25 protein-coding genes are annotated in these 25838 nt (G+C 33.2%); 10 read left to right on the top strand and 15 right to left on the bottom strand.

Translation table 11 applies throughout. The annotated features are described in order from the left end of the window. Positions 1-17: 17 nt before the first annotated feature. On the bottom strand, positions 18-812 hold the full coding sequence (locus ACUUYC_RS10975; protein ID WP_474265855.1) for a DUF2797 domain-containing protein: 795 nt from the start codon (positions 810-812) through the stop codon (positions 18-20). Positions 813-942: 130 nt separating this feature from the next. Between ACUUYC_RS10975 and ACUUYC_RS10970 the strand changes: the two genes are divergently transcribed. After that, positions 943-2463, top strand: a complete 1521-nt coding sequence (locus ACUUYC_RS10970; RefSeq protein ID WP_474265854.1) for a GH3 auxin-responsive promoter family protein — start codon at positions 943-945, stop codon at positions 2461-2463. A 187-nt stretch (positions 2464-2650) separates the two neighbouring features. Then, complete coding sequence (locus tag ACUUYC_RS10965; protein WP_474265853.1) at positions 2651-4270, top strand: OmpA family protein; 1620 nt, start codon at positions 2651-2653, stop codon at positions 4268-4270. 75 nt (positions 4271-4345) lie between these two features. Here the strand turns inward: ACUUYC_RS10965 and ACUUYC_RS10960 are convergent, their stop codons facing one another. The 12 genes from ACUUYC_RS10960 to ACUUYC_RS10905 form a co-directional block, all read right to left on the bottom strand. After that, entirely contained in the window at positions 4346-4537 is a 192-nt protein-coding gene (locus ACUUYC_RS10960; protein WP_474266375.1) for a cold-shock protein, read from the bottom strand. A 448-nt stretch (positions 4538-4985) separates the two neighbouring features. Then, positions 4986-5453: a hypothetical protein gene (locus ACUUYC_RS10955; RefSeq protein ID WP_474265852.1), complete on the bottom strand. Its 468-nt coding sequence runs from the start codon at positions 5451-5453 to the stop codon at positions 4986-4988. A 228-nt stretch (positions 5454-5681) separates the two neighbouring features. Then, positions 5682-6272, bottom strand: a complete 591-nt coding sequence (locus ACUUYC_RS10950) for a hypothetical protein (protein ID WP_474265851.1) — start codon at positions 6270-6272, stop codon at positions 5682-5684. A gap of 193 nt (positions 6273-6465) precedes the next feature. Beyond that, positions 6466-7713: a serine hydrolase domain-containing protein gene (locus tag ACUUYC_RS10945; protein ID WP_474265850.1), complete on the bottom strand. Its 1248-nt coding sequence runs from the start codon at positions 7711-7713 to the stop codon at positions 6466-6468. A 117-nt stretch (positions 7714-7830) separates the two neighbouring features. After that, positions 7831-8643 carry a LytTR family DNA-binding domain-containing protein gene (locus tag ACUUYC_RS10940; protein WP_474265849.1) on the bottom strand — a complete coding sequence of 271 codons (813 nt, stop codon included), beginning with the start codon at positions 8641-8643 and terminating at the stop codon, positions 7831-7833. A 14-nt stretch (positions 8644-8657) separates the two neighbouring features. After that, positions 8658-9890: an ATP-dependent Clp protease ATP-binding subunit ClpX gene (gene clpX, locus ACUUYC_RS10935; RefSeq protein WP_474265848.1), complete on the bottom strand. Its 1233-nt coding sequence runs from the start codon at positions 9888-9890 to the stop codon at positions 8658-8660. 30 nt (positions 9891-9920) lie between these two features. Further along, positions 9921-10613 (bottom strand): ATP-dependent Clp endopeptidase proteolytic subunit ClpP, encoded by a 693-nt coding sequence (gene clpP, locus ACUUYC_RS10930; RefSeq protein WP_474265847.1) that lies wholly within the window; start codon positions 10611-10613, stop codon positions 9921-9923. A gap of 78 nt (positions 10614-10691) precedes the next feature. Further along, a complete protein-coding gene (gene tig / locus ACUUYC_RS10925) occupies positions 10692-12020 on the bottom strand; it encodes a trigger factor (RefSeq protein WP_474265846.1) in 1329 nt (442 codons plus the stop codon). A gap of 228 nt (positions 12021-12248) precedes the next feature. Continuing rightward, a complete protein-coding gene (locus ACUUYC_RS10920; protein ID WP_474265845.1) occupies positions 12249-13763 on the bottom strand; it encodes an SGNH/GDSL hydrolase family protein in 1515 nt (504 codons plus the stop codon). A gap of 20 nt (positions 13764-13783) precedes the next feature. After that, entirely contained in the window at positions 13784-15037 is a 1254-nt protein-coding gene (locus ACUUYC_RS10915) for an OmpP1/FadL family transporter (protein WP_474265844.1), read from the bottom strand. Between the two features lie 127 nt (positions 15038-15164). Beyond that, a complete protein-coding gene (locus ACUUYC_RS10910) occupies positions 15165-15935 on the bottom strand; it encodes an alpha/beta fold hydrolase (RefSeq protein ID WP_474265843.1) in 771 nt (256 codons plus the stop codon). After that, positions 15935-16651 (bottom strand): pyridoxine 5'-phosphate synthase, encoded by a 717-nt coding sequence (locus tag ACUUYC_RS10905; RefSeq protein WP_474265841.1) that lies wholly within the window; start codon positions 16649-16651, stop codon positions 15935-15937. Before ACUUYC_RS10905 ends, ACUUYC_RS10910 begins: the two co-directional genes overlap by 1 nt. Before the next feature lie 95 nt (positions 16652-16746). Here ACUUYC_RS10905 and ACUUYC_RS10900 point away from each other — a divergent pair, with 95 nt between their 5' ends. The 7 genes from ACUUYC_RS10900 to ACUUYC_RS10870 all read left to right on the top strand — a co-directional run bounded on the left by ACUUYC_RS10900 (position 16747) and on the right by ACUUYC_RS10870 (position 24003). After that, positions 16747-17403 carry a CBS domain-containing protein gene (locus ACUUYC_RS10900; protein WP_474265840.1) on the top strand — a complete coding sequence of 219 codons (657 nt, stop codon included), beginning with the start codon at positions 16747-16749 and terminating at the stop codon, positions 17401-17403. 11 nt (positions 17404-17414) lie between these two features. Next, a complete protein-coding gene (locus tag ACUUYC_RS10895) occupies positions 17415-18299 on the top strand; it encodes an NAD kinase (protein WP_474265839.1) in 885 nt (294 codons plus the stop codon). Positions 18300-18398: 99 nt separating this feature from the next. Then, a complete protein-coding gene (gene porG, locus ACUUYC_RS10890; RefSeq protein WP_474265838.1) occupies positions 18399-19085 on the top strand; it encodes a type IX secretion system protein PorG in 687 nt (228 codons plus the stop codon). A gap of 20 nt (positions 19086-19105) precedes the next feature. Then, positions 19106-19846 carry an isoprenyl transferase gene (locus ACUUYC_RS10885; protein ID WP_474265837.1) on the top strand — a complete coding sequence of 247 codons (741 nt, stop codon included), beginning with the start codon at positions 19106-19108 and terminating at the stop codon, positions 19844-19846. Between the two features lie 7 nt (positions 19847-19853). Further along, positions 19854-22478, top strand: a complete 2625-nt coding sequence (bamA, locus tag ACUUYC_RS10880) for an outer membrane protein assembly factor BamA (RefSeq protein WP_474265836.1) — start codon at positions 19854-19856, stop codon at positions 22476-22478. A gap of 48 nt (positions 22479-22526) precedes the next feature. Next, positions 22527-23447 (top strand): OmpH/Skp family outer membrane protein, encoded by a 921-nt coding sequence (locus ACUUYC_RS10875; protein WP_474265835.1) that lies wholly within the window; start codon positions 22527-22529, stop codon positions 23445-23447. Positions 23448-23499: 52 nt separating this feature from the next. Beyond that, entirely contained in the window at positions 23500-24003 is a 504-nt protein-coding gene (locus tag ACUUYC_RS10870; protein ID WP_474265834.1) for an OmpH/Skp family outer membrane protein, read from the top strand. Between the two features lie 78 nt (positions 24004-24081). Here the strand turns inward: ACUUYC_RS10870 and ACUUYC_RS10865 are convergent, their stop codons facing one another. Continuing rightward, positions 24082-24315, bottom strand: a complete 234-nt coding sequence (locus ACUUYC_RS10865) for a hypothetical protein (protein WP_474265833.1) — start codon at positions 24313-24315, stop codon at positions 24082-24084. A 169-nt stretch (positions 24316-24484) separates the two neighbouring features. Between ACUUYC_RS10865 and murI the strand changes: the two genes are divergently transcribed. Continuing rightward, positions 24485-25264: a glutamate racemase gene (gene murI / locus ACUUYC_RS10860; protein WP_474265832.1), complete on the top strand. Its 780-nt coding sequence runs from the start codon at positions 24485-24487 to the stop codon at positions 25262-25264. Here the strand turns inward: murI and ACUUYC_RS10855 are convergent. Further along, positions 25261-25776: a gamma carbonic anhydrase family protein gene (locus tag ACUUYC_RS10855; RefSeq protein WP_474265831.1), complete on the bottom strand. Its 516-nt coding sequence runs from the start codon at positions 25774-25776 to the stop codon at positions 25261-25263. The two genes, murI and ACUUYC_RS10855, sit on opposite strands and share 4 nt — an antisense overlap. Between the last annotated feature and the right edge of the window lie 62 nt (positions 25777-25838).

Genomic DNA, 25838 nt, shown 5'->3' with positions numbered 1-25838 from the left:
ACAATACAATTCTCAAATTAAGAAATTCCTAAACTCACAACCAAGCCTTCATTTCCACGAACATTGAATACCGTATTGTCTTCAAAAATTAAATATTGCCCTTTGATTCCTTTAAGAACACCTGAATAATTAGGTGTTTTGGAAAGGTTCAAGCTTTTTACTTTTTCAGGATAGGAAAGTACTGGAAAATCTAGTTCTACTACTTCTCTATTCGCTAAATAATATTCTTTTGCTTCTTCTGGAATGAATTGTTGTAGTTCTTCTTTTTTGGCTAATAAATCGGCATCTTCATTTAAGTTTTGAAGCATTTTTCGCCAATTTGTTTTATCAGATACAAATGATTTTAACGCAACTTCCGTAATTCCTGCTAAATATCTGTTTGGAACTTCTACAATTTCCACTGCTTTTACAGCACCTTGATCTATCCAACGTGTTGGCACTTGCCCTTTACGCGTTACACCAACTTTTACTTCACTTGATAATGCCAAGTATACAATATGTGGTTTCAATTGTACTTTTTTCTCATACTCCAAATCGCGATCTTCTATACCTAAATGTGCAGTACTTAGTTCAGGACGCATAATCCAATCGCCAGCAGTTGGAATTTCAAAAAAACAGCTTTTACAAAATCCTTGTCTGTAAATTTGCTTATTTAAATGACAATTTAAGCATTCAAACTTTTCAAAATTTAATGTGAGTGTTTTATTTAGTAATTGATTCATATTCAGGAAATCATCTTCAAAATTTAGATAATATTGAATTGGTTTTCCGAACTCTGTTTGCATTTTTGTTAAAACACCTTGATACATCATTAAAGTTTTTTGCTATTTTTATTCACTTAAAGTCTGATTGCTTTAAAAGCGAATCGTTAACGAAAGTAAAAAACTTTTCACTAGCAACCATATTTTATCAACTAAAAAACAACCGAATAATTCATACATAATGTCGATACCATTAGTTAATTCTATCGCTTCATGGTTTTTAAAAAAACGCATCTATCAAATAGAGCTTTTTTTGAACAATCCACACGAAGTACAATTAGAATTATTAATGTCGCTGATTGAAACAGCCAAAAAAACAGAAATCGGTAAGCAATATGATTTTCCAACGATTACCAATTACAAAACCTTTACCGAACGAGTTCCTGTAACTAGATATGAGGAAATTCAGCCAATGATTGAACGTTCACGTAGAGGAGAGAACAATATTTTTTGGCCAAAACCAATTCGTTGGTTTGCAAAATCGAGCGGAACTACAAATGCTAAAAGTAAATTTATTCCCGTAAGTGATGATTCTTTAGAGTTATGTCATTATGCAGCTAGCAAAGATTTGTTGTGTATGTATTTGAACAATAATGAAGGTTCGCAATTGTTTAATGGAAAAAGTTTACGCTTAGGCGGAAGCAAAGAATTGTATGAACAAAACGGAACATTTTTCGGTGATTTATCGGCTATTTTAATAGATAATTTACCGCTTTGGGCGGAATTTAGCAGTACACCAAGCAACAAGGTTTCTTTAATGGGTGATTGGGAAGTAAAAATTGATGCTATTATTGCCGAAACATTAAAAGAAAATGTGACGAGTTTGGCTGGTGTTCCTTCTTGGATGTTAGTATTGTTGAATGAAGTCATCGTGCAAACGAAAAAAGAACATTTGTTTGAAGTTTGGGAGAATTTGGAAGTGTATTTTCATGGTGGCGTAAGTTTTGTGCCGTACGAAGAACAATATCGCAACTTATTACCAAAACAAGATTTTAAATATTATGAAATTTACAATGCTTCGGAAGGTTTCTTTGCGATTCAAGATCGAAATGATTCTGATGAATTATTGTTAATGCTTGATTATGGTATTTTTTATGAATTTATTCCGATGGAAACATTTCATACATTAGAACAAAAAACAATACCATTATCAGACGTTGAAGTTGGAAGAAATTATGCTGTTATTATTACCACAAACGCAGGTTTATGGCGATATATGATTGGCGACACTATTCGATTTACATCTACAAATCCATATCGAATTAAAGTTACCGGACGCACCAAACATCATATTAATGTTTTTGGCGAAGAGTTGATTATTGAGAATGCAGAAGATGCATTAAAACGTACTTGTATTGCTACAAAATCTGAAATTGTAGAGTATACAGCTGGTCCTATTTTCATGCAAAATAAAGAAAAAGGCGCGCACGAATGGATCATTGAATTTAAAAAGGAACCAGAAAATATTAGTGAATTTGCCTTTTTATTAGATGAAGCTTTGCAGAATATAAATTCGGATTATGAAGCAAAACGCTTTAATAATTTAACGTTAAATAATTTAAAATTACACGTTGCACGACCACAATTATTTTACGATTGGTTAAAGAAGAATGATAAGCTTGGCGGGCAACATAAAATCCCAAGATTGTCAAATCAACGTATCTATTTGGACGAATTACTTCAAATGAATAAAATAAACTAGCATATTGTCTATCAATTAACTAGCTTTTTTTACAGGGGAAAATACCTGTTTTTTATTTCATTTAACTTACCCATATTACCACTCATCGAATTTCCGCGTCTTTTAACCAATAAAACACAGGTAACTAATTTGCTGCTTTATATTTGGGTTATCAGATTATTAACTAGAGTACAATACCAAATTTAAAATGAAAAAGTTTACACCTACAATGTTGCTTTTATTAGCGACATTTACTGTAACTTTCGTAACTGCACAAGGGCCAACGGCAGAAGCGATTGATAACAGTACTTTCTTCACAGAAACGACCAATACAAAAGATTTTGAAAACAAAGCCATCAAAGCGTTAGATCCTAATGGATTTATGTATGACTTTGAAAACCTCAACATCAATACGCCATACTCTGAGCATGCAACAGCATTCTTTAGAGATAAGATAATTGTTTCTTCTTCAAAAAGAATCGGAGCATTTAGCAGTAAAAAAGATGGATTCTACAATTTATATTGTGGAGATTTAAACGGAAAAGGAGACATTAAAAACTTAGTAAATTTCTCAAGAGCAATCAATACAAGAGAAAATCATGAAGGTTCTGTTTCTTTATCAGATGCACAAGATGTTGCTTACTTCACAAGAAGTATTGAAGAAAACGGACAATCAAATTTAAAAATATTTAGAGCTGAAATGATTGACTACGAATGGACAAACTTTGAAATGTTACCATTCAATCAAGTAGGATATTCAATTGAAAATCCAGTTATATCTCCAGATGATAAGACAATTTATTTTTCTTCAAACATTCCTGGATCAAAAGGTGGATATGATTTATTCTCTGTAACTATTAACGAAGACGGAACATATGAAGCTCCTAAAAATTTAGGAAGTGAAATTAATACACATAAAGACGAAAGATTTCCATACATCATGGGAGATAATAGTGCTTTATACTTTTCTTCAAACGGACACTATAACTTAGGAGGTTTAGACATCTTCGAAAGTAAAGTTATTGACGGAAAATTCAATTTCCCTGTAAACATGGGAAGTTCTTTAAACAGTCCTGAAGATGATTTTGGATTCTTAATGGATCAATCTAACTCTGGATTCTTTACATCAAACAGAGCTGGTGGAAAAGGTGGAAATGATATTTACTATTTCAAAAGAGAAAAGACATTACAACAATTACAAGGAACAATTGTAGATTTTAAAACGAACATGGTATTACCAAATGCTACGGTAACAGTAGTTGATACGTATGGTCGTGTTGTTGATAAAATCAAAACTAACAATAAAGGAGTTTTCACAACAAGCGTGATTCCTTACAATTCTTATACTTTACATGCTTCTAAAGATGGTTTCATTGAAACTGACGAAGATTTCGAATCGTTTAGAGGTGATGATTTCACACACAAGTTAACAATTAAACTACCACAAGCTAAAGCTGAAATTGTAGAAGTTGAAGAAAAATTAATGATCAAAATAGAAAACATCTATTTCGATTATGGAAAGTGGACACTTAAAGATGAGTCTACATTATCTTTAAACAAGGTAATTGACGTATTAAAAGATAGTCCAGCTATGATTATTGAAATTAATGCACATACAGACTCAAGAGGTAGAGATGCTTATAACTATAAGTTATCTAACAAAAGAGCTGCTGCTGCAAAAGCATATTTAATACAAAATGGAATTAACGCAAGTCGTGTAGTTTCAAAAGGATACGGTGAAACACAACCAATTGAAAAGTGTGGTGCTAACTGTTCAGAAACGCAACATGAAACAAACCGTAGAATTGAGTTTGTTATTGTTGAGTAGTACTTAGTAATAAACTGATATATTGCCAAAAGCGCTCGTGAAAACGGGCGCTTTTTTTGGTTACCATAGTTATTTTTAAATAACTTTTACATTTACCGCATTTAATCCTCTATTCCCTTCTTCTAAATAAAATTCAACCTCATCACCTTCACGTACTTCGTCAATCAATCCTGAGATGTGCACAAAATGCTCTGTATTTGTACCTTCCTCTGTTATGAATCCAAAACCTTTAGTGTCATTAAAAAATTTCACTGTCCCGCTAATCACATTATCTGAATGATCCGAAAAAACTGGTGTCATACCAAAATTGACTTCCATTTTTTTTGGAGGCGAATACACTTCTGTAATACTTATTTCTTCTTCAAAATCCGAAGGATTTTCATCTTGATTTCTTAATTTCTTCAATAAAGACTTTCCTTTTTCATTGTCCAAATCTAATTTTTCCTCAAGAACACTCTTTAGATAATCATATAAACTATTAATATGCTTATCTAACTCTAGATTGTTATTAATAAGTGATGATGCATTTATTTCAAAGAACAGTTCTTCAGCAATTTTAAGATTACTTCCTATCGGCTTATTATGGATCATTCTAATATCTATCTCACTATTCTCTTTGCTTTTGTACTTATTCAGTATTACAATGACATAATGAACAACAATAGTCAGGTCATTTACACCTATCCTCTTATTTATTAGTGATTTATACATTTTCTTAAATTTTCATTAGGTCTAATACATCAAATTGCTCAGGTTTAAGATCTTCAATTATAAATTCTTTTGAGAAATAATTTGCTTTTATTTCTATTGAGGCTGGTTTCGCAACGTCTTTGACTAAAGAATATGGGATAACATAAACAAGCGGTCTAAAGTCAAGAAATTCTGCATTATTTGCTATTTCAAGAATTTCTTTATATTGTTCTGCATTAATAACTCCTTCTTTTAATTTAGAATCTGCACCCTTTATTAAACCTGCTCTATTTTGAGATATTTTTGAACTATGTTTATCTTTACCTAATACATCTTCAGCAATAATATTATATATCTTAGAAGGATCAGAAGATGGCGGATTAGCTCCATTAGCATTAAAAAATGGGGCACACCAAACATAATGACTATCTTGATAATAGACTTCCGAAATTTTGAATGCAAGCCACGTATTTACAGAATAAAGTGCTTTCATATATTATTTATATTGTAACTAACATCTAAATTTGTTATTTAGCATATATAAATATAAGATAATTATTATAATTGAACAATGTGATTTCCTATGCCTATATTCTAAGACTACTTTACATTCTAATCATTTCATCAAGTAAAGCCAATTATTTTATCTTAACATTTTAAAAAAAGATGTTTATAGAAGTAGAAAAGAAATATTCAAAAGAGAATTTATATGTAATTCGTTTTACTCTAAAAATACGTTGGTGATTGAAATTTCAAGCGGAATCTTTTTTGCACTGTGAACATAACATTCTTCTGAAAGACCAATATCTTGCATTTCTTGTTCTTCATTGCATTTTTTAGAATTCTTATAGCCAGTGATTGCATATATAGACCAATGAATCGCGAGACTTAATTCTTCGTTTTCAGATGTAAACACAACACCTTTTCCTCGCAAACTACTTGAAGGTGTTTCTGGATAAACATTCCAACCACTAGAAGATATATTGTTGTAGATTTTATCAAAGGATACATAGCTAATGTATTTTTGAAGACTGTCTTTGTGTGTTGTAATTTCTTTTATAGGCTTTGTAAATTTTAATTGAATTTTCATGCCTTTATATGAAATTTCAATTAGATCGTTTTGTTCTTGAGGTCGCTCTGGATGATAGCGTGTAATTATTGAAGAGACATTTTCACCTTCTAACTTTAAAGCGTATTTTTCAACGTTTTCAACCTGCCAATTTTTAATATTCTTAGTGATTTTACTTTTGGACAATTGCGCATTTGATGTATACACAAAAAATAGCAACAATAAAGAAAGAAGAAATTTCATGAAATGATATTTTTAAAATGTGTGCAATTAGTATGCCTAATCTGTTTGTGAATGAAAGTGTTTTCTATAGACGATATAAAACCTGAATCTTATTTCAAGATACACTATTTGATAAAAACGATTAAAAACAAACAGCCAAAAGCAATAGCGAACTAATTACTTTTGACTGTTATATATAAGTATTGCTTTTCTATTATTTACTACTCGCTTCTTTCTTCAACATTTTTTTGTAACGTCCGTTTCCAACATAGGTGTAGATTAGCTCAGAAAGATAGAACCTTTTGTTTCTCCATGAATCTCCTAGACGCACTATTACGATGTTTTCTGCTGGGTTTACATACACATGTTGCCCAAGGATCCCTAATGCGTTGTAATCGTCTCCTTGAAAGTATGAGACATATCTACCGCTTTTTAGTTTTTTTGATTTTATATATTCTTTATTGTTTGCTTTCGCAAATGCTTTTCCTTCTTCAGCAGTATCAAAAATATCATAGTGTGAACTTGTCCACCATTTGTTTTTGTACCCAAAATGATTGTTGATCTTTTTCCCGCTGTTGGTTTTAGCAACCCAAGCTTCCGGCACAACCTGAACTCCATTGTATTTTCCGTTGTTTAAATATAATCTTCCAAACTTTGCAAAGTCTTCCGCAGTGGCGTTTAAACAACAGAACGCTTTTACCATTTTGTTACGTTCGCTATCAACTGTCCACGTAGCATCAGACTTCATTCCTAACGGTTTCCATATTTTTTGAGATAGGTATTCTTCTAAAGGCATTTTTGTAACACGCTCTAAGATAACACCTAATACTTGCGTATCAATACTTCTGTAGTTGAAACGCCCTGGCGCTTCTGCAATTTTCATCCCATTAGTAATTTTTCCACGAATATTGGTTCCGTAATATAAACGCGCCATTCCAGTAAATGGATTTAACCTTGGATATTCGTCAAACTTGATTCCACTTTGCATGTTCAACAAGTGCTTTACTGTAATCTTTGCAAAGTCTTTATCTTGTTTTAATAATTCAGGCAGATAGGTTGTTATTGGCGCGTTTTCATCTAATAGACCTTCTTCTTGTGCAATTCCGACCAATGCAGATACAAACGATTTTGCTACCGAGAACGACGTTAGTAATGAGTTTTCATTGTATTCATTGAAATACTTCTCATAGATGATCGTATCGTTTTTGATGACCATAAAAGCATTTGTATTTGTTCCTTCTAAAGTTTCATCTAAGAATGAAGCTAATTCTGTATCCGTTTTTGCTGCAAACATAAAATCTTCTGCTCCTTTTTCAACCGTAACATTTGGCTGCCATTCATTATCTGTAATGTCTGCTTGCCTGTGACGAACTGTTCTATAAATCATGGTGCAACTTTCGCAATATAATGCAGTAATTACGATAAATGTGAGTGCGAATACTTTAAATAGTGACTTTTTCATATTGAATTGTTATTAGTGTTTGACAATTCAATATTCCGACTTTATGTGAGTGTTTACAAGTATTTGTGGCGAATGGAACGGTTTGAGTGGTAGAATTTTTTCGCTTTGGCGAACTGTTTATTCTGCGGGGTTAATGAATTTTTCGACCAATGCTTTTTTGTACGTTTTAGAAACAGGGATTTCTGTTACGTTTGGCTTTAGTATTAATATTGTTTGTGAAGATTCACGTTTCCACTCTAAAAAGTGTGTTGGATTTATTAAGAATGAACGATGTGTTTTTAACAAGAAAGGAAATTCTTTTTGCAAGACAGATATTTTGTTTCGGAAGAGTTCATTTTTCAATTCGTCTTGCAATAGGTAATGAACCTTTATATAGTTATTTGCCGATTCAACAAAAACCAATTCGGACGCTTTAATGTGTAATACTTCTGCTTTGTTTTCTCCTTTGATAACAATGGTTGTTTCTTTCGGCTCGACCGATATTGTCTCTGAAACAGTTTTATCACCAAACATCCAACGTAAAAAGATCATCATTGGTAGCATGAGCAATACTGTTGGAATTACATTTTGCAGAAAGAAATACGAGAAACTATGCGCATACGGATCATTCTCGAGCAAGATAAATTTGAAGAAAACATATCCGATTCCACCCGAAATTAATACCAAAGCCAGTGTAAATAACCCTTCGGCAATAATTGTCCATTTTTTTGAATAATTGTATAGTAATCTTTGTATTGGAATTGTAATTAGATAGGTTAATACTCCAACTATTGAGTATCCAAATGTTGCCAACCTTCGTTCAACAATAGGAAGTTGATACATATCAAACGGCTCCACATAGAAAAAGAACATAAATAACCAAAGTCCAATAAAAAATCCAACCAATAACTGTTTCGGAATTGATTGGATATAAAAACTTTTTATCTGCATTAACTATCGATGATTTAAGATGCTGCCTTTAATTTCTTGATCGCTAATTTAGATATTTTTTTCTCAGCGTATGCTTTAGTGATTTTTAATTCTGTTTCATCAGAGCCTGGTAAATCAAACATTGCATCTGTTAAAATTGTTTCACATAATGAACGTAGTCCACGTGCTCCAAGTTTGTATTCAATAGCTTTTTCTACGATGAATTCTAATGCGCCTTCTGTAATATCAAACTCAATATTATCCATAGAGAATAATTTTTTGTATTGTTTGATGATTGCATTTTTAGGTTCTGTTAAGATTGCTCGTAACGTATTTGCATCTAATGGATCCATGTGCGTTAATACAGGCAAACGACCAATGATTTCAGGAATCAGTCCAAAGTCTTTTAAATCTTTTGGAATGATGTATTGTAATAGATTGTCTGCGTCAAATGCTTCTTCTTCTTTGGAAGCACTGTAACCAACCGCTTGCATGTTTAATCGTTTTGTGATCACTCTATTGATTCCATCAAAGGCTCCACCAGCAATAAATAAGATGTTTTCTGTATTTACTTCGATGAATTTTTGATCAGGATGTTTTCTTCCACCTTTTGGCGGAACATTTACAACAGTTCCTTCCAATAGTTTTAACAGTGCTTGCTGCACACCTTCTCCAGAAACATCACGTGTTATAGATGGATTGTCACTTTTACGCGCAATTTTATCTATTTCATCAATGAAAACGATTCCTCGTTCTGCTTTTTCTAGATTATAATCTGCTGCTTGTAATAAGCGTGTTAGAATACTTTCTACATCTTCTCCTACATAACCAGCTTCAGTTAGCACAGTTGCATCTACAATTGCTAACGGAACGTTTAACATACGAGCAATTGTTTTTGCCATTAATGTTTTTCCTGTTCCAGTTTGCCCAACCATGATGATATTACTTTTTTGAATTTCAATACTATCATTTGATGGTGGTTGTAATAATCGTTTGTAATGATTGTACACAGCAACCGACATTACTTTTTTTGTAGCTCCTTGCCCAATGATGAATTCGTCTAAGAATTCTTTGATTTGTTTTGGTTTGCGCAATACCAATTCTGATGATAATTCATCAGTATTTGCTTGTTTTGATTCTTCTAAAACAATTCCATGCGCTTGTTCAATACATCTGTCGCAAATATGTGCATCCAAACCTGCAATTAACAGATTTGTTTCTGGTTTTTTTCTACCACAGAATGAACATTCTAATTCTTCTTTCGCCATTATTTATTAGTTTTACTTGTGGAGATTTTTTTATTCTCTTACAAGTATTTCATCTATCATTCCGTATTCTTTTGCTTTATCGGCTTTCATCCAATAATCTCTATCTGAATCGTCATATACTTTTTCGTATGATTGTCCAGAGTGTTTTGAAATGATTTTATATAATTCTTCTTTTAATATTAAGATTTCTCTTGCTGTGATTTCAATATCACTTGCTTGTCCTTGTGCGCCACCTAATGGTTGGTGAATCATAACTCTTGAATGCGTTAGCCCAGAACGTTTTCCGGCTTGACCGGCACATAATAATACGGCTCCCATAGAAGCTGCCATTCCTGTACAGATTGTTGCTACATCTGGTTTGATAAATTGCATTGTATCATAGATTCCCAAACCTGCATATACGCCACCACCTGGAGAGTTGATATAGATTTGAATGTCTTTAGACGAATCTACACTTTCCATGAATAATAGTTGCGCTTGTACAATGTTTGCAACTTGGTCATCAATTCCAGTTCCTAAGAAAATGATTCTATCCATCATTAATCGAGAGAATACGTCCATTTGTGCAACATTCATTTGACGTTCTTCAATGATGTAAGGCGTCATTCCTACTGGGTTCGTAAACGTTGAAGGAGACATACGACTTACTATTTTGTCGTAGTACATATTACTGATACCGTGATGTTTAGTCGCGTATTTATGAAATTCTTTTTTATAATTCATTTCGTGTCTTAGTATTTTTTGATTAAAAAAGGCGTTAAAATGTTGATTTTAACGCCTTAAATATAAGTATTTTATTTCTTAATGACTATCTCCGTACACTTCTTTAACGAAGTTTTCGTAAGTCACTTCCTTCTTTTTAAGATTCGCTTTTTCTTTGAAAAGTTCTAATAATTTTTGACTTAACAATTGATCTGTTAATTTACGAACTTCTTCTTCGTTTGATAAGATTCTTGCAGCGATATCTTCTAACTCTTGATCACTTGGATTCATTTGTCCAAATTGTGCCATTTGCACTTTGATCATTTGCTTAGAAAATTCTTTTAAGTCTTCAAACTGAACTTGAACTTCGTTTTCTTTTACTAATTTGTCTTGAATTAGTTGGTAACGTAATCCTTTTTCAGATTTCCCGTATTCTTCTTCTGCTTGTTCAACAGTTAATTCTTGCTCTCCAGCAGATTGAATCCACTTTTTTAAGAAGCCAGCTGGTAAATCGAATTTTGTGTTTTCAATTAATCCTTCTGTAACATCATTTAGTAAACGTTGATCAGATTGTTGCATAAATTGCTTTTCTGCATCTTCCTTGATCTTCTCTTTTACTTCTTCTAAAGAACTTACATTTCCTTCACCAAATAATTTATCAAATAATTCTTGGTTCAATTCTGCTAATTCTCTTGTATTTGCTTCATTAATTTTGAAAGAAACTTCAATATCTAAACCATGTGCATCATCATGAGGAACTTTAAGGAAGTTCACTAAATCATGATCATCATTGAATAATCCTTTTGTTTTTAACGTAAGTGTATCTCCAGCTTTAGCTCCGACAAATTTACCAAGGTTTCTTTTCCCTTTGATTTTGTCTAAACCAAATGTTGTACTGTTTTCAATTCCAGCCTCTTCATTTGTAAAAACTCCTGTTACCTCAGCTTCTTCAGTAACTTCATCTTGGCTGATTAATTTTCCGTATTGTTTTCTGATGTTTTCAACCTGACCATCGATCATTTTGTCATCTGCAACAATATCGTATTGTGTGATTGCATTTCCCTTTAAGTCTACACTAAACTCAGGAGCCAATCCTAATTCAAATTCAAAAGAGAAATTTTCAGCATCCCAGTTGAATTCTTCTTGCATTCTTGGCAATGGATTTCCAAGTATATCTAGTTTTTCTTCTACTAAATATTTGTTTAATCCTTCTTGTAAAAGTTTATTTACCTCATCAACAAGCACTGCTTTTCCGTACTGCTTCTTTACTAATCCCATTGGTACATGACCTTTTCTAAATCCTGGGATATTAGCTGTTTTTCTATAGTCTGTTAAGATTTTAGCAACTTTGTCGCTGTAGTCTGCTTCCGCAATTTCTACTGTTACCACTGCGTTTAACTCGTCTATATTCTCTCTAGTTATATTCATCTTCGTTTTGTAATATGAAAATTGGAGTGCAAAAGTACGTTATTTTTAAAAACGAATCAAGTTATTTAATCAATTGTGTATCAGTTTCTTTTTACTGCAATTACAGAAATTGATTGTCATTTTAGTTGGAATAATTGATTTTACTTTTAAAACTGTTTGTTTCCAAGATGTTATTGCATAAAAAAAGCACTGATTTCTCAGTGCTTTTTTCAATATATTTTGTGTTGTTTAGTTTGTTGGAACTACAGTTACACCAGGATAATATCCAGCAGTAACTCCAGGTACATCAGAACCATACTTTTCATTAATTACTCTAATAAATTCGCCAGCTACAATTGCATAACCTCTTGAGTTTGGATGTACACCATCTAAAGAGAATACAGTTGTAGAGATAGCATCAGAAGAACCATCAAAGTAGTTGTTTGTATAAATTTGTCCATCAGCCGTACGCAAACCAGAAACTAACACTTCTAATGTAGAAGCCATATCAGCAATTGCTAAATCTTTATCAGTTGCGATCGCTACAATTGCATTATTGTATGCAGTTCTAGCATTTCTTACTAATTGTATTTCTGTAGCTGTTAAAACCCAGTTATCTGCTAAAGGTACCGCTACTCCGTTTACACTTGTAGGATCATTTTGATCTACTAATGTTCCGATAAATCCAGAAGAAGGCAATACTAATAAGTCATTTACTGTTGTCATTCTGTAATTTGGAATTCCAAACCCTGTAAGATCTGTTAAATCCTCATCAACAATTACAACTGCATTTTGACCTGCTGAGAATTGTATTGTACGTTGCGCAACTTCAGCCGCAGTAATTAAACCATTACCCGCTGCAAATTGCAATCCTCCGTTGTATGTTGCATACGCATTGTTTACAAAGGCTGCTGTTCCTGCATCCATAGGAACTGGATTGTAAGGTACTGTTGTAAAGTAAGGAATAGACGTTACATCTGGTAATGTAGCTACAACTCCTTTTGCTCCGTTTGCTGTTAACGCATCTACTAAACCTTGGTATGTAAATGCAAATACACTTGGATCAGTAATATCGTTGAATCCGTATGATAATACATTTGGATTTCCTGTTCTATCTACTCCAACTCCACCTGAAGTTGCATATGATAAGATATCATTGTTTCCAATCCATAATGTAAAGAATGTAGGATTTAATGAAACCGCATCTCCTATAACTGTAATGTCAGGACTTGTTGCGTGTCTTACAAAGTAAGGGTTTGCTGCTCCTACTGCTAAGTTTGCAATATTACCATATCCTGGTGCTCCTAAATGGAATGATTTTGCTCCTGGAACTCCCATATTATTGTAAGCTGTCGCTTGTAGATTTGACAATTCCATAGTAGGCGATACATTTAACGGTTCTGGTCCGCCTTCACTTGCATCAATTACTAAACGCGTTCCAAATCCTGGTAACGGATTACCTCCTAATAAAAATCCTCCTGAATCATTTACATCATCTTCATAAGATGGTTGTGTAAACGTTCCTCCACCTGCAAAAGCAAATTTTTCTGCCATGATGTTAGGATATGAGTTTTGCTGACCGCTTCTAAATACAGTTCCATCCATGAAACCAGCTGTTAATGAATTTCCAACAGCTACGTATGTTGAAAAATCTGCTGATCCGCTTGTGTATGCTCCGCTTTCGTCAATTGGATTATCAAATTCTGGTTCACAGGCAAATAATCCTAAAGCTAATATTGCTATATATTTTATATTGTTTTTCATCTTTCTTCTGCTCTTTAATATTATAATTTGTAAGACACTCCGATTCCTGCTACAATAGCATTTGACTTGTATTCTCCTCCAAAAGTTAATGGTTGCCCAGCTTCTCTGAAATGGTCATACGAATTTTGAATTTCATTAGAATGTACATATAACACAGAAGCATCAATAGCCCACTTACTGTTTAAACTATATGAAAATCCTGCTGTAAAGTTTACTGAATCTGGTCTTGGCGTTTCTGGCGCGAAGAATCCATCTCTAATTGGCGACTCATCAAAGTAGAAACCTGCTCTTACAGTTACTTTTTGAGTTGCTTCATATTGTGCTCCAATTTTGTATATAGAAGAGTTTTTGTATGCTCTTGGGTTTCTTGATAAACCTGCTGAGTTAAAGAACTGAACGTCTAATGATTCATATGCATCCCAGAATGTTCTTGTATAATCAAAAGCAACTAACCATTTTTCAGATGGCTTGTAAGAAGCTCCTAATGTTAATTCTGCTGGTAAAGGTAAAGATGCTGTGAAATCTCCATCAGCAAAACCTGGCGCTAATGCTCCTGGTAAGTTTTCAAAATCTGCTGTTCCATCTCCTCTTTCAACATTCATGTCAATTTTTGAACGGTAGTTGAAACCAATGTTAAAGTCTTTTGTTGGACGAAACATTGCTCCTATAGTATATCCCCAAGCGTTGATTCCTGACGCATCAATTGTTACATTAGAACGTGCTCCAGTTTCATCTGTTAAACTTCTAGATAAGTTTCTATTGAAGTTTACAGCTCCAGAAACATAGATTGGTCCACCACCAATACTTAATTTATCATTAATTTTAATAGCAACTGTTGGTTGTATAAAGATTGCAGATAATTCAATATTATTAACCAAGTGAGAGCCTTCCCAATCTGTTGGCCACTCTACTCTACTTCCATAAGGTGTATACACTGCCAAACCAACAGATAACCAGTCATTTATTTTATATGCTCCATACGCATAAAAAGGTGTTCCTACCGGATTGTCTGCTTCTGCTTTGTATCCAAATTCTCTATTTTGATATGATGTATTTGATAATACGGCTGCAGCTCCTAAAGATACATTTAGCTTTCCATCCAAGTATACTAAACCAGCTGGATTGAAAAATGCTGATTCAGCACTTGTTACTACAGCAACTCCCGTATGCCCCATAGCTAATTGTTTATGACCTTGAACTCCGACTCTATATCCTCCAGCATACATTACCGACGCCGAAAATGCGATGGTCAATACCAATAAAAGTTTTTTCATAATTGTAAAAATTGTTGATTTAAGGTTAAATATTTGTAAAATCAGTGCATCAAAATTAGCATAAAATATGATAAACACAAGAATTAAACGAATTTATTATGCATTCATAGTAAATTTGGATTAATTTTTAAGAATTCAAAAAAGAAAGCGTTTTTTCCAAAAACTCTGTAGGATTTTCCGCATGCAACCAGTGTCCCGAATTTGAAATTTCTTGAATAATTGCTTTTGAAAAATATTGATGAATTAATGTTTCGTCACCAACCTGAATATATTCAGATTTATCACCCTTTAGAAATAAAGTCTCTTTTTCATATATCGTATTTCCTGAAAGTGCTTCTCCAATTTCTTCTACAGTATCGATTAATACACTTAGATTGACACGTAAACCGAGTGTTTTATCTTTTTTCCAGTATAAGTTTTTCAGCAAAAACTGTCGTGTACCAACATCTGGTACAAATTTTTTCATAATATCCTCTGCATCACTTCTACTCGCAAGCATTTCCGCATCCAATGCAGACAAACCTGCTAATATTTGTTCGTGATGTGTTGGATAAAATTTAGGTCCAATATCTACAATGACTAGTTTTTCAAGTAGTTCAGAATGATTCATCGCAAATAACATTGCCGTTTTTCCTCCCATAGAATGACCAATAAGCGAAATTGAATTCAACATATGATGATCACAATAGCGTTTCAAATCGTCCGCAAGCACGTCATAGTTAAATTCATCCGAATGAAAACTACGTCCATGATTTCGTTGATCTATTAAATGTACTTGATATCCTTGCTTCGCAAATTTCTTCCCAAGTGTTTTCCAATTATCAGACATTCCTAAGAAACCATGTAGTATTAATAACGGTTTCCCAACATCTCCAATAATATTTGAATGTAAAATCATTATTTTAATTTGTTTAAATACATGTTTACAACATTGTCTACTCCTAAATATATAGACTCTGCAATTAATGCATGCCCAATAGATACTTCTAGTAAGCTTGGAATTTCTTTTGCGAAGAATGCTATATTTTCTAGACTTAAATCGTGTCCAGCGTTGATCCCAATTCCCAATTCATTGGCACGAACAGCGCAATCTACGTACGGCTGTATCGCTTTTTCATTCCCTAAACTATATTGATGTGCAAATTCTTCTGTGTATAATTCTATTCGATCAGTTCCAACTTCTTTGGCACCATCAATCATTTCCACCACAGGATCTACAAATATAGAAGTTCGAATTCCATTGTTTTTGAATTCCGTAATCACTTCAGTTAAAAAGTCTTTATGTTTTATGGTGTCCCAACCAGCATTTGATGTTATGGCATCAACAGCATCAGGTACTAATGTTACTTGTGTAGGTTTTACTTCTAACACTAAATCCATAAATTTTTTGATAGGATTTCCTTCAATATTATATTCGGTATGTACAACAGGCTTCAAGTCTCTTGCATCTTGATAGCGTATATGTCGCTCGTCTGGTCGTGGATGAATTGTAATTCCTTGCGCTCCAAAATTTTGCACATCTTTTGCAAACTTTACCAAATTGGGCACATCGCCACCTCTAGCATTTCGTAATGTGGCAATTTTATTAATGTTTACACTAAGTTTCGTCGTCATTGCGTTATATTTTTAAACTGAGTGCAAAAATACAAAGTTAGCATGCTTAGAAGTAGTTATTTTTAATTAATTTGCGCCCACAAATCATTTGTTCTATGAATATTGCACAATACATTTTAAATGATGTTACTCCATTATCTGTAAAAGATCAGGTAAAAGAGGCGCAATTGGTATTTAATCAACTTACATTTTCACACGTTCCAATTACACAAGATGGAGTATATATAGGTTGTTTGTCTGAAACGGATTCACATTGTTTTGAAGCAGACAAACCTATTGATGAATACCGCTATGTTTTAGAGCAATTTTTTGTACGTACACAAACCAATTGGATTGATGTACTGGAAGCATTTGCTCAAAACTCTACGAATGTGATGCCAATTTTGAACGAAAAGAACGATTATGTTGGTTATTATGAATTGAATGATATTATCAATATTTTTAATGACACACCTTTTTTGCATGAGCTTGGAAGTGTTTTAGTTGTTGAAAAAGGCATTAAAGATTATTCGTTTAGTGAAATTAGTCAAATTGTAGAATCGAATAATGCACGATTGTTAGGTGCGTTTATTTCCAAAACTGAAAACGATGTTGTTCAAGTTACCATTAAGTTGAACAATGCTGGATTGAATGAAATAGTACAATCGTTCAGAAGATATAGTTATAATATAGTATCAGAATTTGCAGAAGATACATACATGCAAAACTTAAAGGAACGTTCTGACTATTTAGACAAATACCTTAATATATAGTATACGAAATCATGAAAGTTGGTATTTACGGTCAATTTTATCATAAAGATTCAGGCGAATACATTATGTATTTGCTAAAAGCGCTACATCAATTTGGGATAGAAATTCATATTGAACAACGTTTTTACGAAATTTTTTCTTCCAAATTAAATATTACAGAAACTTACGAAACATTTAGCTCCTATGAAGATTTAGACAATTCATATGATTTGTTTTTGAGTTTAGGTGGTGATGGAACTATTTTGAGAACCATTACACTTGTGCAAGATTTAAATATTCCCATTTTAGGAATCAACACGGGAAGACTTGGATTTTTGGCAACAATTCAGAAAGAAGAAATAAAAGATGCCATTTCTAAAATCATAGGCAAAGAATTTAAAGTAATTGAACGAAGTGTATTAGCTGTTGAAACTTCGCCAGAAAATGAAGACATCAAAAACATGAACTTTGCTTTAAATGAAGTTACGGTTGCCCGAAAAGATACAACATCGATGATTACAGTAAAAACGCATTTGAATGATGAATATTTAAATTCATATTGGGCAGATGGATTAATTGTAGCAACTCCTACAGGTTCTACAGGGTATTCACTAAGTTGTGGCGGACCAGTTATTACACCAAATAGTCATAATTTTGTATTAACACCTATTGCTCCGCATAATTTAAATGCACGTCCGTTAGTAATTCCCGATCATATGAATATACAACTTGAAGTTTCCGGACGCGAAGATAAGCACCTAATTTCGTTAGATTCTAGGATTGCAACTGTGAACATAAATACTATAATTACAGTAAAAAAAGCGCCGTTTACAATTAAACTTGTAGAACTTCAAGGACAGAGTTTCCTCAAAACACTCCGAAAAAAGCTCCTTTGGGGAGAAGATAAACGAAATTAAAAGCAATAAAACCCTGCAAATTATGTTTAAATGCCATAGGTTGATTTTTACAATTGCCTATAACAAAAGAGAATACTATATTTGCAAACTTTTGATACTATGAAGAGACTCGTCTTAATGTTGGTTGCTTTTACTTTAACCCACACAGCTAATGCACAACTCCATGAAATTGGAGCGTATGTTGGGTACAGTAATTTTATTGGTGATGTTGGTTCAACAAACTACATCAATCCAAACCATTTGGCGTATGGAGTTATTTACAAATGGAATAGAAGTGAAAGACATTCGTTTAGAGCTTCTATTACAAGAACAATGCTAGAAGGAAAGGATATCAATTCGGATGATCCGTCTAGACAAGCAAGAGGATTACAGTTTACAAATACAATTACAGAGTTGTCTGTAGGATTGGAATTTACTTTTTGGGAATTCAACCTACATGACCTTGATCCGCAAGGAACTCCATATTTGTATTCTGGAATTTCTTATTTTAGCTACGATACATTATTTTTGGACGATGGAAACATTGTTCCTTATGGAGATGATAGTACATTTGCCATTCCAATGGTAATTGGATATAAAGCTACAATTTCACCTAGCATGATTTTAGGTGTAGAAGTTGGCGCGCGTTATACCTTTACAGATGATTTGGATGGAAGTAATCCTGTAAAAGATAAAAAAGACTTTGATAATTTAAAGTTTGGAAATATAAATAGTAATGATTGGTATATGTTTATGGGGGTTACCCTAACATATACCTTTGGAAAAAAACCCTGCTTCTGCTATTAGCAGAGTACGCAAACATAGAAATGAATTTAGTAGATCAAATACAAAAAGACTTTTTGCCAAAACATTTAGCCATTATTATGGATGGAAATGGGCGTTGGGCAAAACAAAAAGGGAAGCTTCGTGTATTTGGGCATGAAAACGGGTCAAAAGCAGTAGCTCGCACTATTGAAGCCTGTGGTGAACTCGGTATTACACATTTAACTTTATATGCTTTTTCTACAGAAAACTGGAATCGTCCACGACTGGAAGTAGAAGCATTAATGCGATTACTAGTCTCTTCATTGCGAAAAGAATTAAAAAAACTTGTTAAAAACAACATAAAATTACAAGCTATCGGGAACTTAGATTCGCTTCCTGAGAAAGCTCAAAAGGAGTTATATGAAGTCATTGAAAAGACTAAAAATAACACGCGCATGACGCTAACACTGGCGCTCAGCTATGGTTCAAGAGAAGAAATAAAAAATGCTGTTAAAGAATTATGTCATAAAGTTAAAAATAATATAATTTCTTTAGAAACTATTGATGAATCAATTATTAATCAGCATCTTTACACGCAAAATTTACCCGATGTAGATTTACTTATACGCACCAGTGGTGAGCATCGTATAAGTAATTTTTTGTTATGGCAAATAGCGTATGCTGAACTTTATTTCACAGATGTATTATGGCCAGATTTTAGCAAAGAGCATTTATACGAAGCGTTGATTAATTATCAAAATAGAGAACGAAGATTTGGAAAAACAAGCGAACAAATTAATTAGAATTTTAATGCAAAAAAAGTACTTACAATTATTTTTACTAGTATCACTACTGTTTTGCAGTATCGCAACACATGCGCAGGAGACGACTTTTGATAAAGGAAAGAAATACACCATTGGTGGCATTAAGGTTACGGGACTAAAAAGTTACAGCGAGCAAACCGTTGTAACATACACTCAATTACGTGAAGGACAGGAAATCTTAATTCCTGGTGAAGAAATTAGTGCTGTCATCAAAAAACTTTGGGGACTAGAGCTTTTTAGCGATATCAATTTCTACATAGAACGTGTAGAAGATGGAAAAGTATTCTTAGAGTTAGACATCAAAGAATTGCCAACACTTTCTGAAGTGGAAGTTAGAGGTTTAAAAGAAAGCAAAGCAGCTACTGTTATCAAAGAAACTGAACTTAAAAAAGGGAAGAAGATTACAGAAAGTTTTATTGCAAATACAAAAAACTATATTCAAAATAAGTACAAGAAATTAGGATACTACAGTACTAAAGTTGATATCACTACGATTCAAGATTCTACAAATACGGAATCTAAGAATGCAATGAAAATGATTGTAAATGTAGATCGTGGTAAAAAAGTAAAGGTGAAGAAAATTCGCTTTACAGGAAACGAGCAATTCAAAGATGGAAAGCTACGTAAAGCTATGAAAAATACGAAGCAAAAATTCCTACTACGTATCTTTAAAGCTTCAAAATTTATTCCTGAAGATTACAAAGAAGATTTAAACTCTATCATTGCTAAATACAAAGAAAATGGATTTCGTGATGCCAGAGTAACAAAAGATTCTATTAGTTGGAATGATGATAATACTATTAATGTTGACATTGCACTTGAAGAAGGAAGAAAATACTATTTTGGAGACATTACGTTCTTAGGAAATTCTGTCTACACAGATGATGAACTAAAAAGACTGTTAGGAATTAACAAAGGCGACACCTATAATGGTGTATTACTTGAAAAGCGTATTGCAGACGAAACAGATCCTGATGCAAATGATTTAACAAATAAATATCAAAACAACGGGTATTTATTCTCTAACATTAACCCAGTTGAGGTTTCTGCAAAGAATGATACCATTGACTTTGAAATTCGTATAATAGAAGGTAAACCTGCTTATTTTAATAACATTACCGTTAAAGGAAACGAAAAAACAAATGATCACGTAATCTATCGTGAGATCAGAACGAAACCAGGAGAATTATATAGTAAAGACAAAATTATCCGTACAATTCGTGAATTAGGTCAATTAGGTTTCTTTGATGCAGAACAAATTAAGCCAGAAATTAAAAACCCAGATCCAAATAGTGGAACTGTTGATGTAGAGTTCGCAGTTGCAGAACGTGGAGGAAGTCAAATAGAACTACAAGGTGGTTATGGTGGTGGAGGTTTCATTGGAACCTTAGGACTATCATTTAATAACTTTTCTATTCGAAATTTATTTAATGGTGATGCCTATAAACCACTTCCTACTGGAGATGGACAAAAACTAGCATTAAGAGCACAAGCAAGTAGATTTTTCCAAACATTTAGCTTCTCATTCACAGAACCATGGTTAGGAGGAAAAAAACCTGTACAGTTTACAACATCGTTATCACATACAGTTCAATTCTTATTCAATCCACAAACAAACAATGCAGATAAGGACAGACGTTTCTTAATTACAGGTTTATCTGTAGGATTAGCAAAAAGATTAGCTGAACCAGATGATTACTTTGTATTATCGCAAGCATTAAGTTTTCAACACTATAACTTAAAAAATTATAACACTGGATTATTTACATTTGGTAATGGATTCTCAAACAACTTCTCGTACACGGCTGCGTTAAGTAGAAACTCATCAGGTCCAAACCCAATTTATCCAATGTCTGGTTCTGATTTTTCGATAAGTGCAAAACTTTCATTACCATACTCATTATTTAATAATGTAGATTATGGTAACCTTGAAAACGAAGATGAATATCAATTAAAAGATGCAAACGGAAACTTCTTAAACGCAAATGCAGCACAACCTGGAGAACCTGCAAACTTAGGTCCTACATTAGATGATGGAGAAGTATCAATTGCAGACAGAGGAAAAATAGATCAAGAAAAATTTAAATGGTTAGAATTCTATAAAATTAAATTTAAAGGTGCTTGGTATCAAAACATCGTAGATAAATTAGTGTTAAAAACAGAAGCAAACTTTGGTTTCTTAGGCGCATATAACAATGACAGAGGAATCATTCCTTTTGAGCGATTCTTTGTTGGTGGAGATGGTTTAGGAACGTTTAGTTTGGATGGTAGAGAGGCAATTGCACTACGTGGATATCCAAATCAATCACTTTCTGATTTAGATGGAGGTACTATTTACAATAAATTTTCGTTAGAGTTACGTTATCCGATTACTTTGAAACAAACTGCATCTATTTATGCATTGACATTTTTGGAAGCTGGTGGATCATTTAATTCGTTTAAAGAATATAGTCCGTTTGAGTTAAATCGCTCAGCTGGAGCAGGATTACGTATATTTATGCCAGCTTTCGGATTATTAGGTATTGATTTTGGGTACGGATTTGATCCAATCCCAGGAACAACACAACGAAATGGATGGGAAACACATTTCATAATCGGGCAGCAATTTTAAGTCATTTTATTTTTGGCACGATATTTTCTATTAACAAACCGACACAGTATGAAAACTAAAGTTCTTTTATTATTAACAATGCTTCTAGCACTATCAACCGTACATGCGCAGCGTGTAAATGGTGCAAGAGTTGGCTACATCGATATGGAGTACATATTAGAAAATGTAGACGCATACAAAGAAGCAAATACACAATTGGAATCAAAAGCACAACGCTGGAAAACAGAAATGCAAAAAAAGCAAGGTGAGATTGAGCAAATGAAAAAAAACCTCAGCGCCGAACGTGTATTACTTACAAAAGAATTGGCAGATGAACGTGAGGAAGAAATACAAATTTTAGAAGAAGAATTAGTAAAATATCAGCAAGATCGTTTTGGCCCTAATGGAAGCTTAATGATTCAACGTCAAAATTTAGTAAAACCAATTCAAGATCAAGTTTTAAACGCTGTTCAAGATATTGCAAAGAAAAGAAGATACGATTTCGTATTTGACAAATCAGCAGATGTTGTAATGCTTTATTCTGCTAAGAAATTTGACATCAGTGACCTCGTTTTAAGAACTATTAATAGAGAAGTAAAACGAAAAGGACAAAAAGACAAGCTTAAAAAAGCAAGTGAAAAGTCTAAATTTGATGACAGTGAAAAAGCAGTAAACCCTGAAGCTGAAGCTAAGAAAAAAGCGAGAGAAGAAGCAGTAGAAGCAAAACAAGAAGAAGCTGCACAGAAAAAGGAAGCACGTCAAAAAGTACTAGATGAACGTAAACAAAAACGTTTAGATGAACGTGAAGCTAAAAAGAAAGCATACGAAGAAAAACGTAAAAAGCTAATTGCTGATAGAGAAGCAAAGAAAAAAGCTGCAGAAGAAAAACGTAAAAAACGAGCTGAAGACAAGAAAAAGAAGCGAGAAGAAAAGAAGAACGAGAATAAAGAAGAAGAAAATGAAAGCGGCGGCGCTGGAAATGGAAAATAATAACAATTAATATAAATAACACTTAAAGTAAATAATTGAAATCATGAGAGAAATGAAAAAGCTAATAGCTATAGCAGTCTTATTTTTTGGAGTAGTAAGTTTTACAAATGCACAAACAAAAGTTGCTCATATTAACACGCAACAATTGATTAGCACAATGCCGGAAATGAAAGCTGCTAAGACAGAATTCGACAAATTACAAGAATCTTTAGGAGCTGACATTCAAGCTTCAGTTACAGAATACAGAAATAAATTAACGCAGTACACAAACGAAGCACCAACAAAAACTGACGCAGAAAACGACAGTAGAAAAAAGGAATTAGCTGAGTTAGAAACTAGAATTCAAGAAGCTCAAGCTGCTGCACAAAAAACTGCTGAGCAAAAGTATATCGACTTAACAAAGCCTATTCAGGAAAAAGCATTAGCTGCTATTCAAAAAGTTGCTAGAGCACAAGGATTTGCTTACGTACTAGATGAAACTCCTGGTTCAGGTTTATTACTTGCTGATGGAACGAACTTAATGAGTGCTGTAAAGAAAGAATTAGGTATTCAGTAATTACTACTAATACTATAGAATATAAAAAAAGCTTCCAAATTGGAAGCTTTTTTGTTTTCACCTAAAACCTAAACGTTATTAACATCCACCATGACACGTACGGCAATGTAAAGGATCACTTAATGGATGGTTATTTGTCAAACAATTATTACTTCCACATGCTGCAGTTCCACAATTGTATGTTCCACAATTATTAGTGCCGCAATTTCTAGTTGGACAATAAAATGTAATATAACCTCCAGTAACTTCTCCTAAATTTGAAACGCTTGTTTTCCCCAATAAAAGTTTACTACTCAATTTCTTTTTTTTCATGATGTATAAGTTTATGCGGTTAATGTTATTTCAAATATAACAGACACATTAATTTCTGCGCTCGTACATTTTGCATGATTTTACAAACAATTATAATTTCTAAAACTCAAAAGCTTAGATTCTTTTATTTATTCGTGATCTTTTTTGACTTTTCCCTATTTTTACACTTATGAATACTTCTCCTATTGGCATATTTGATTCAGGAATTGGTGGCACTTCTATTTGGAAAGAAATTCACAAATTGCTTCCATACGAAAACACCATCTATTTGGCAGACAGCCAAAATGCACCATATGGACCAAAAGGAAAAGAAAAAATTACTGAGCTAAGTATAAAAAACACAGAGTTATTACTTGCCAAAGACTGCAAACTTATTGTTGTTGCCTGCAATACAGCAACTACAAATGCTATAAAACATCTTAGAAATACCTACAATGTTCCGTTTATAGGAATTGAACCAGCGATAAAACCAGCGGCTTTACAAACGAAATCCAACACGATTGGCATTTTGGCAACAAAAGGAACCTTATCAAGCGAATTGTTTCACAAAACGTCTGATTTGTACGCTAACGGCGTGAAAATAATTGAGCAAGTTGGTGAAGGGTTAGTTCCGCTTATTGAAAATGGACAAATTGAATCTCCAGAAATGGAAGATTTATTAAACACATATTTACAACCAATGTTAGCTGCAAATATTGACTACTTGGTTTTAGGATGCAGTCATTATCCATATTTGATTCCAAAATTAAAGGAATTACTTCCAGAAAATATAACTATTATAGATTCAGGAATTGCCGCCGCCAAACAAACAGAAGCAGTTTTAAAACATCATGATTTATTAAGTCCTGAAACTGAATCAGGAACATGTACATTCTATAGCAATGGAAATCCTGAGATTTTAACTGATATTTTACAGCATGATTTCCCAGTAACTAAATTAGATTTTTAGTCTTCCTTAAACCAACTCGAATATTCAACATAATTATCTGCAATCCGATTGATTTCGCCTGAGATTAACTCTTTACTAATATCTTTTACTTTTTTCGCAGGAACACCAGCATAGATACTTCCAGATTCAACATGTGTGTTTTTAGTCACAACAGCGCCAGCAGCGATAATACTATTGCTCTCTACAATACAATCATCCATTACAATACTTCCCATTCCGATTAAAACATTGTCATGAATCGTGCAACCATGTACAATTGCATTATGTCCAATAGACACATTATTTCCTATTGTCGTAGGTGATTTTTGATACGTAGCATGAATGACAGCACCATCTTGAACATTGACCTTATCGCCCATTTTAATGAAATGAACATCGCCACGCAAAACTGCATTGAACCAAACACTACATTGATTTCCCATGCTTACTTCTCCAACAATAGTAGCATTTTCAGCAATAAAACAATCTTCTCCAATTTGTGGATGTTTTCCGTTTACAGGTCTTATGATCATAGGTTTTTGGGTGTTAGGTTATTGGGTTTTAGTCGCTTTGCTCCTTTGTTAATTCAAAATGT

The organism is Kordia sp. E, assembly GCF_056033805.1.
The sequence above is the reverse complement of the archived record's forward strand: the minus strand, read 5'-3'. Positions and strand labels throughout refer to the sequence as shown.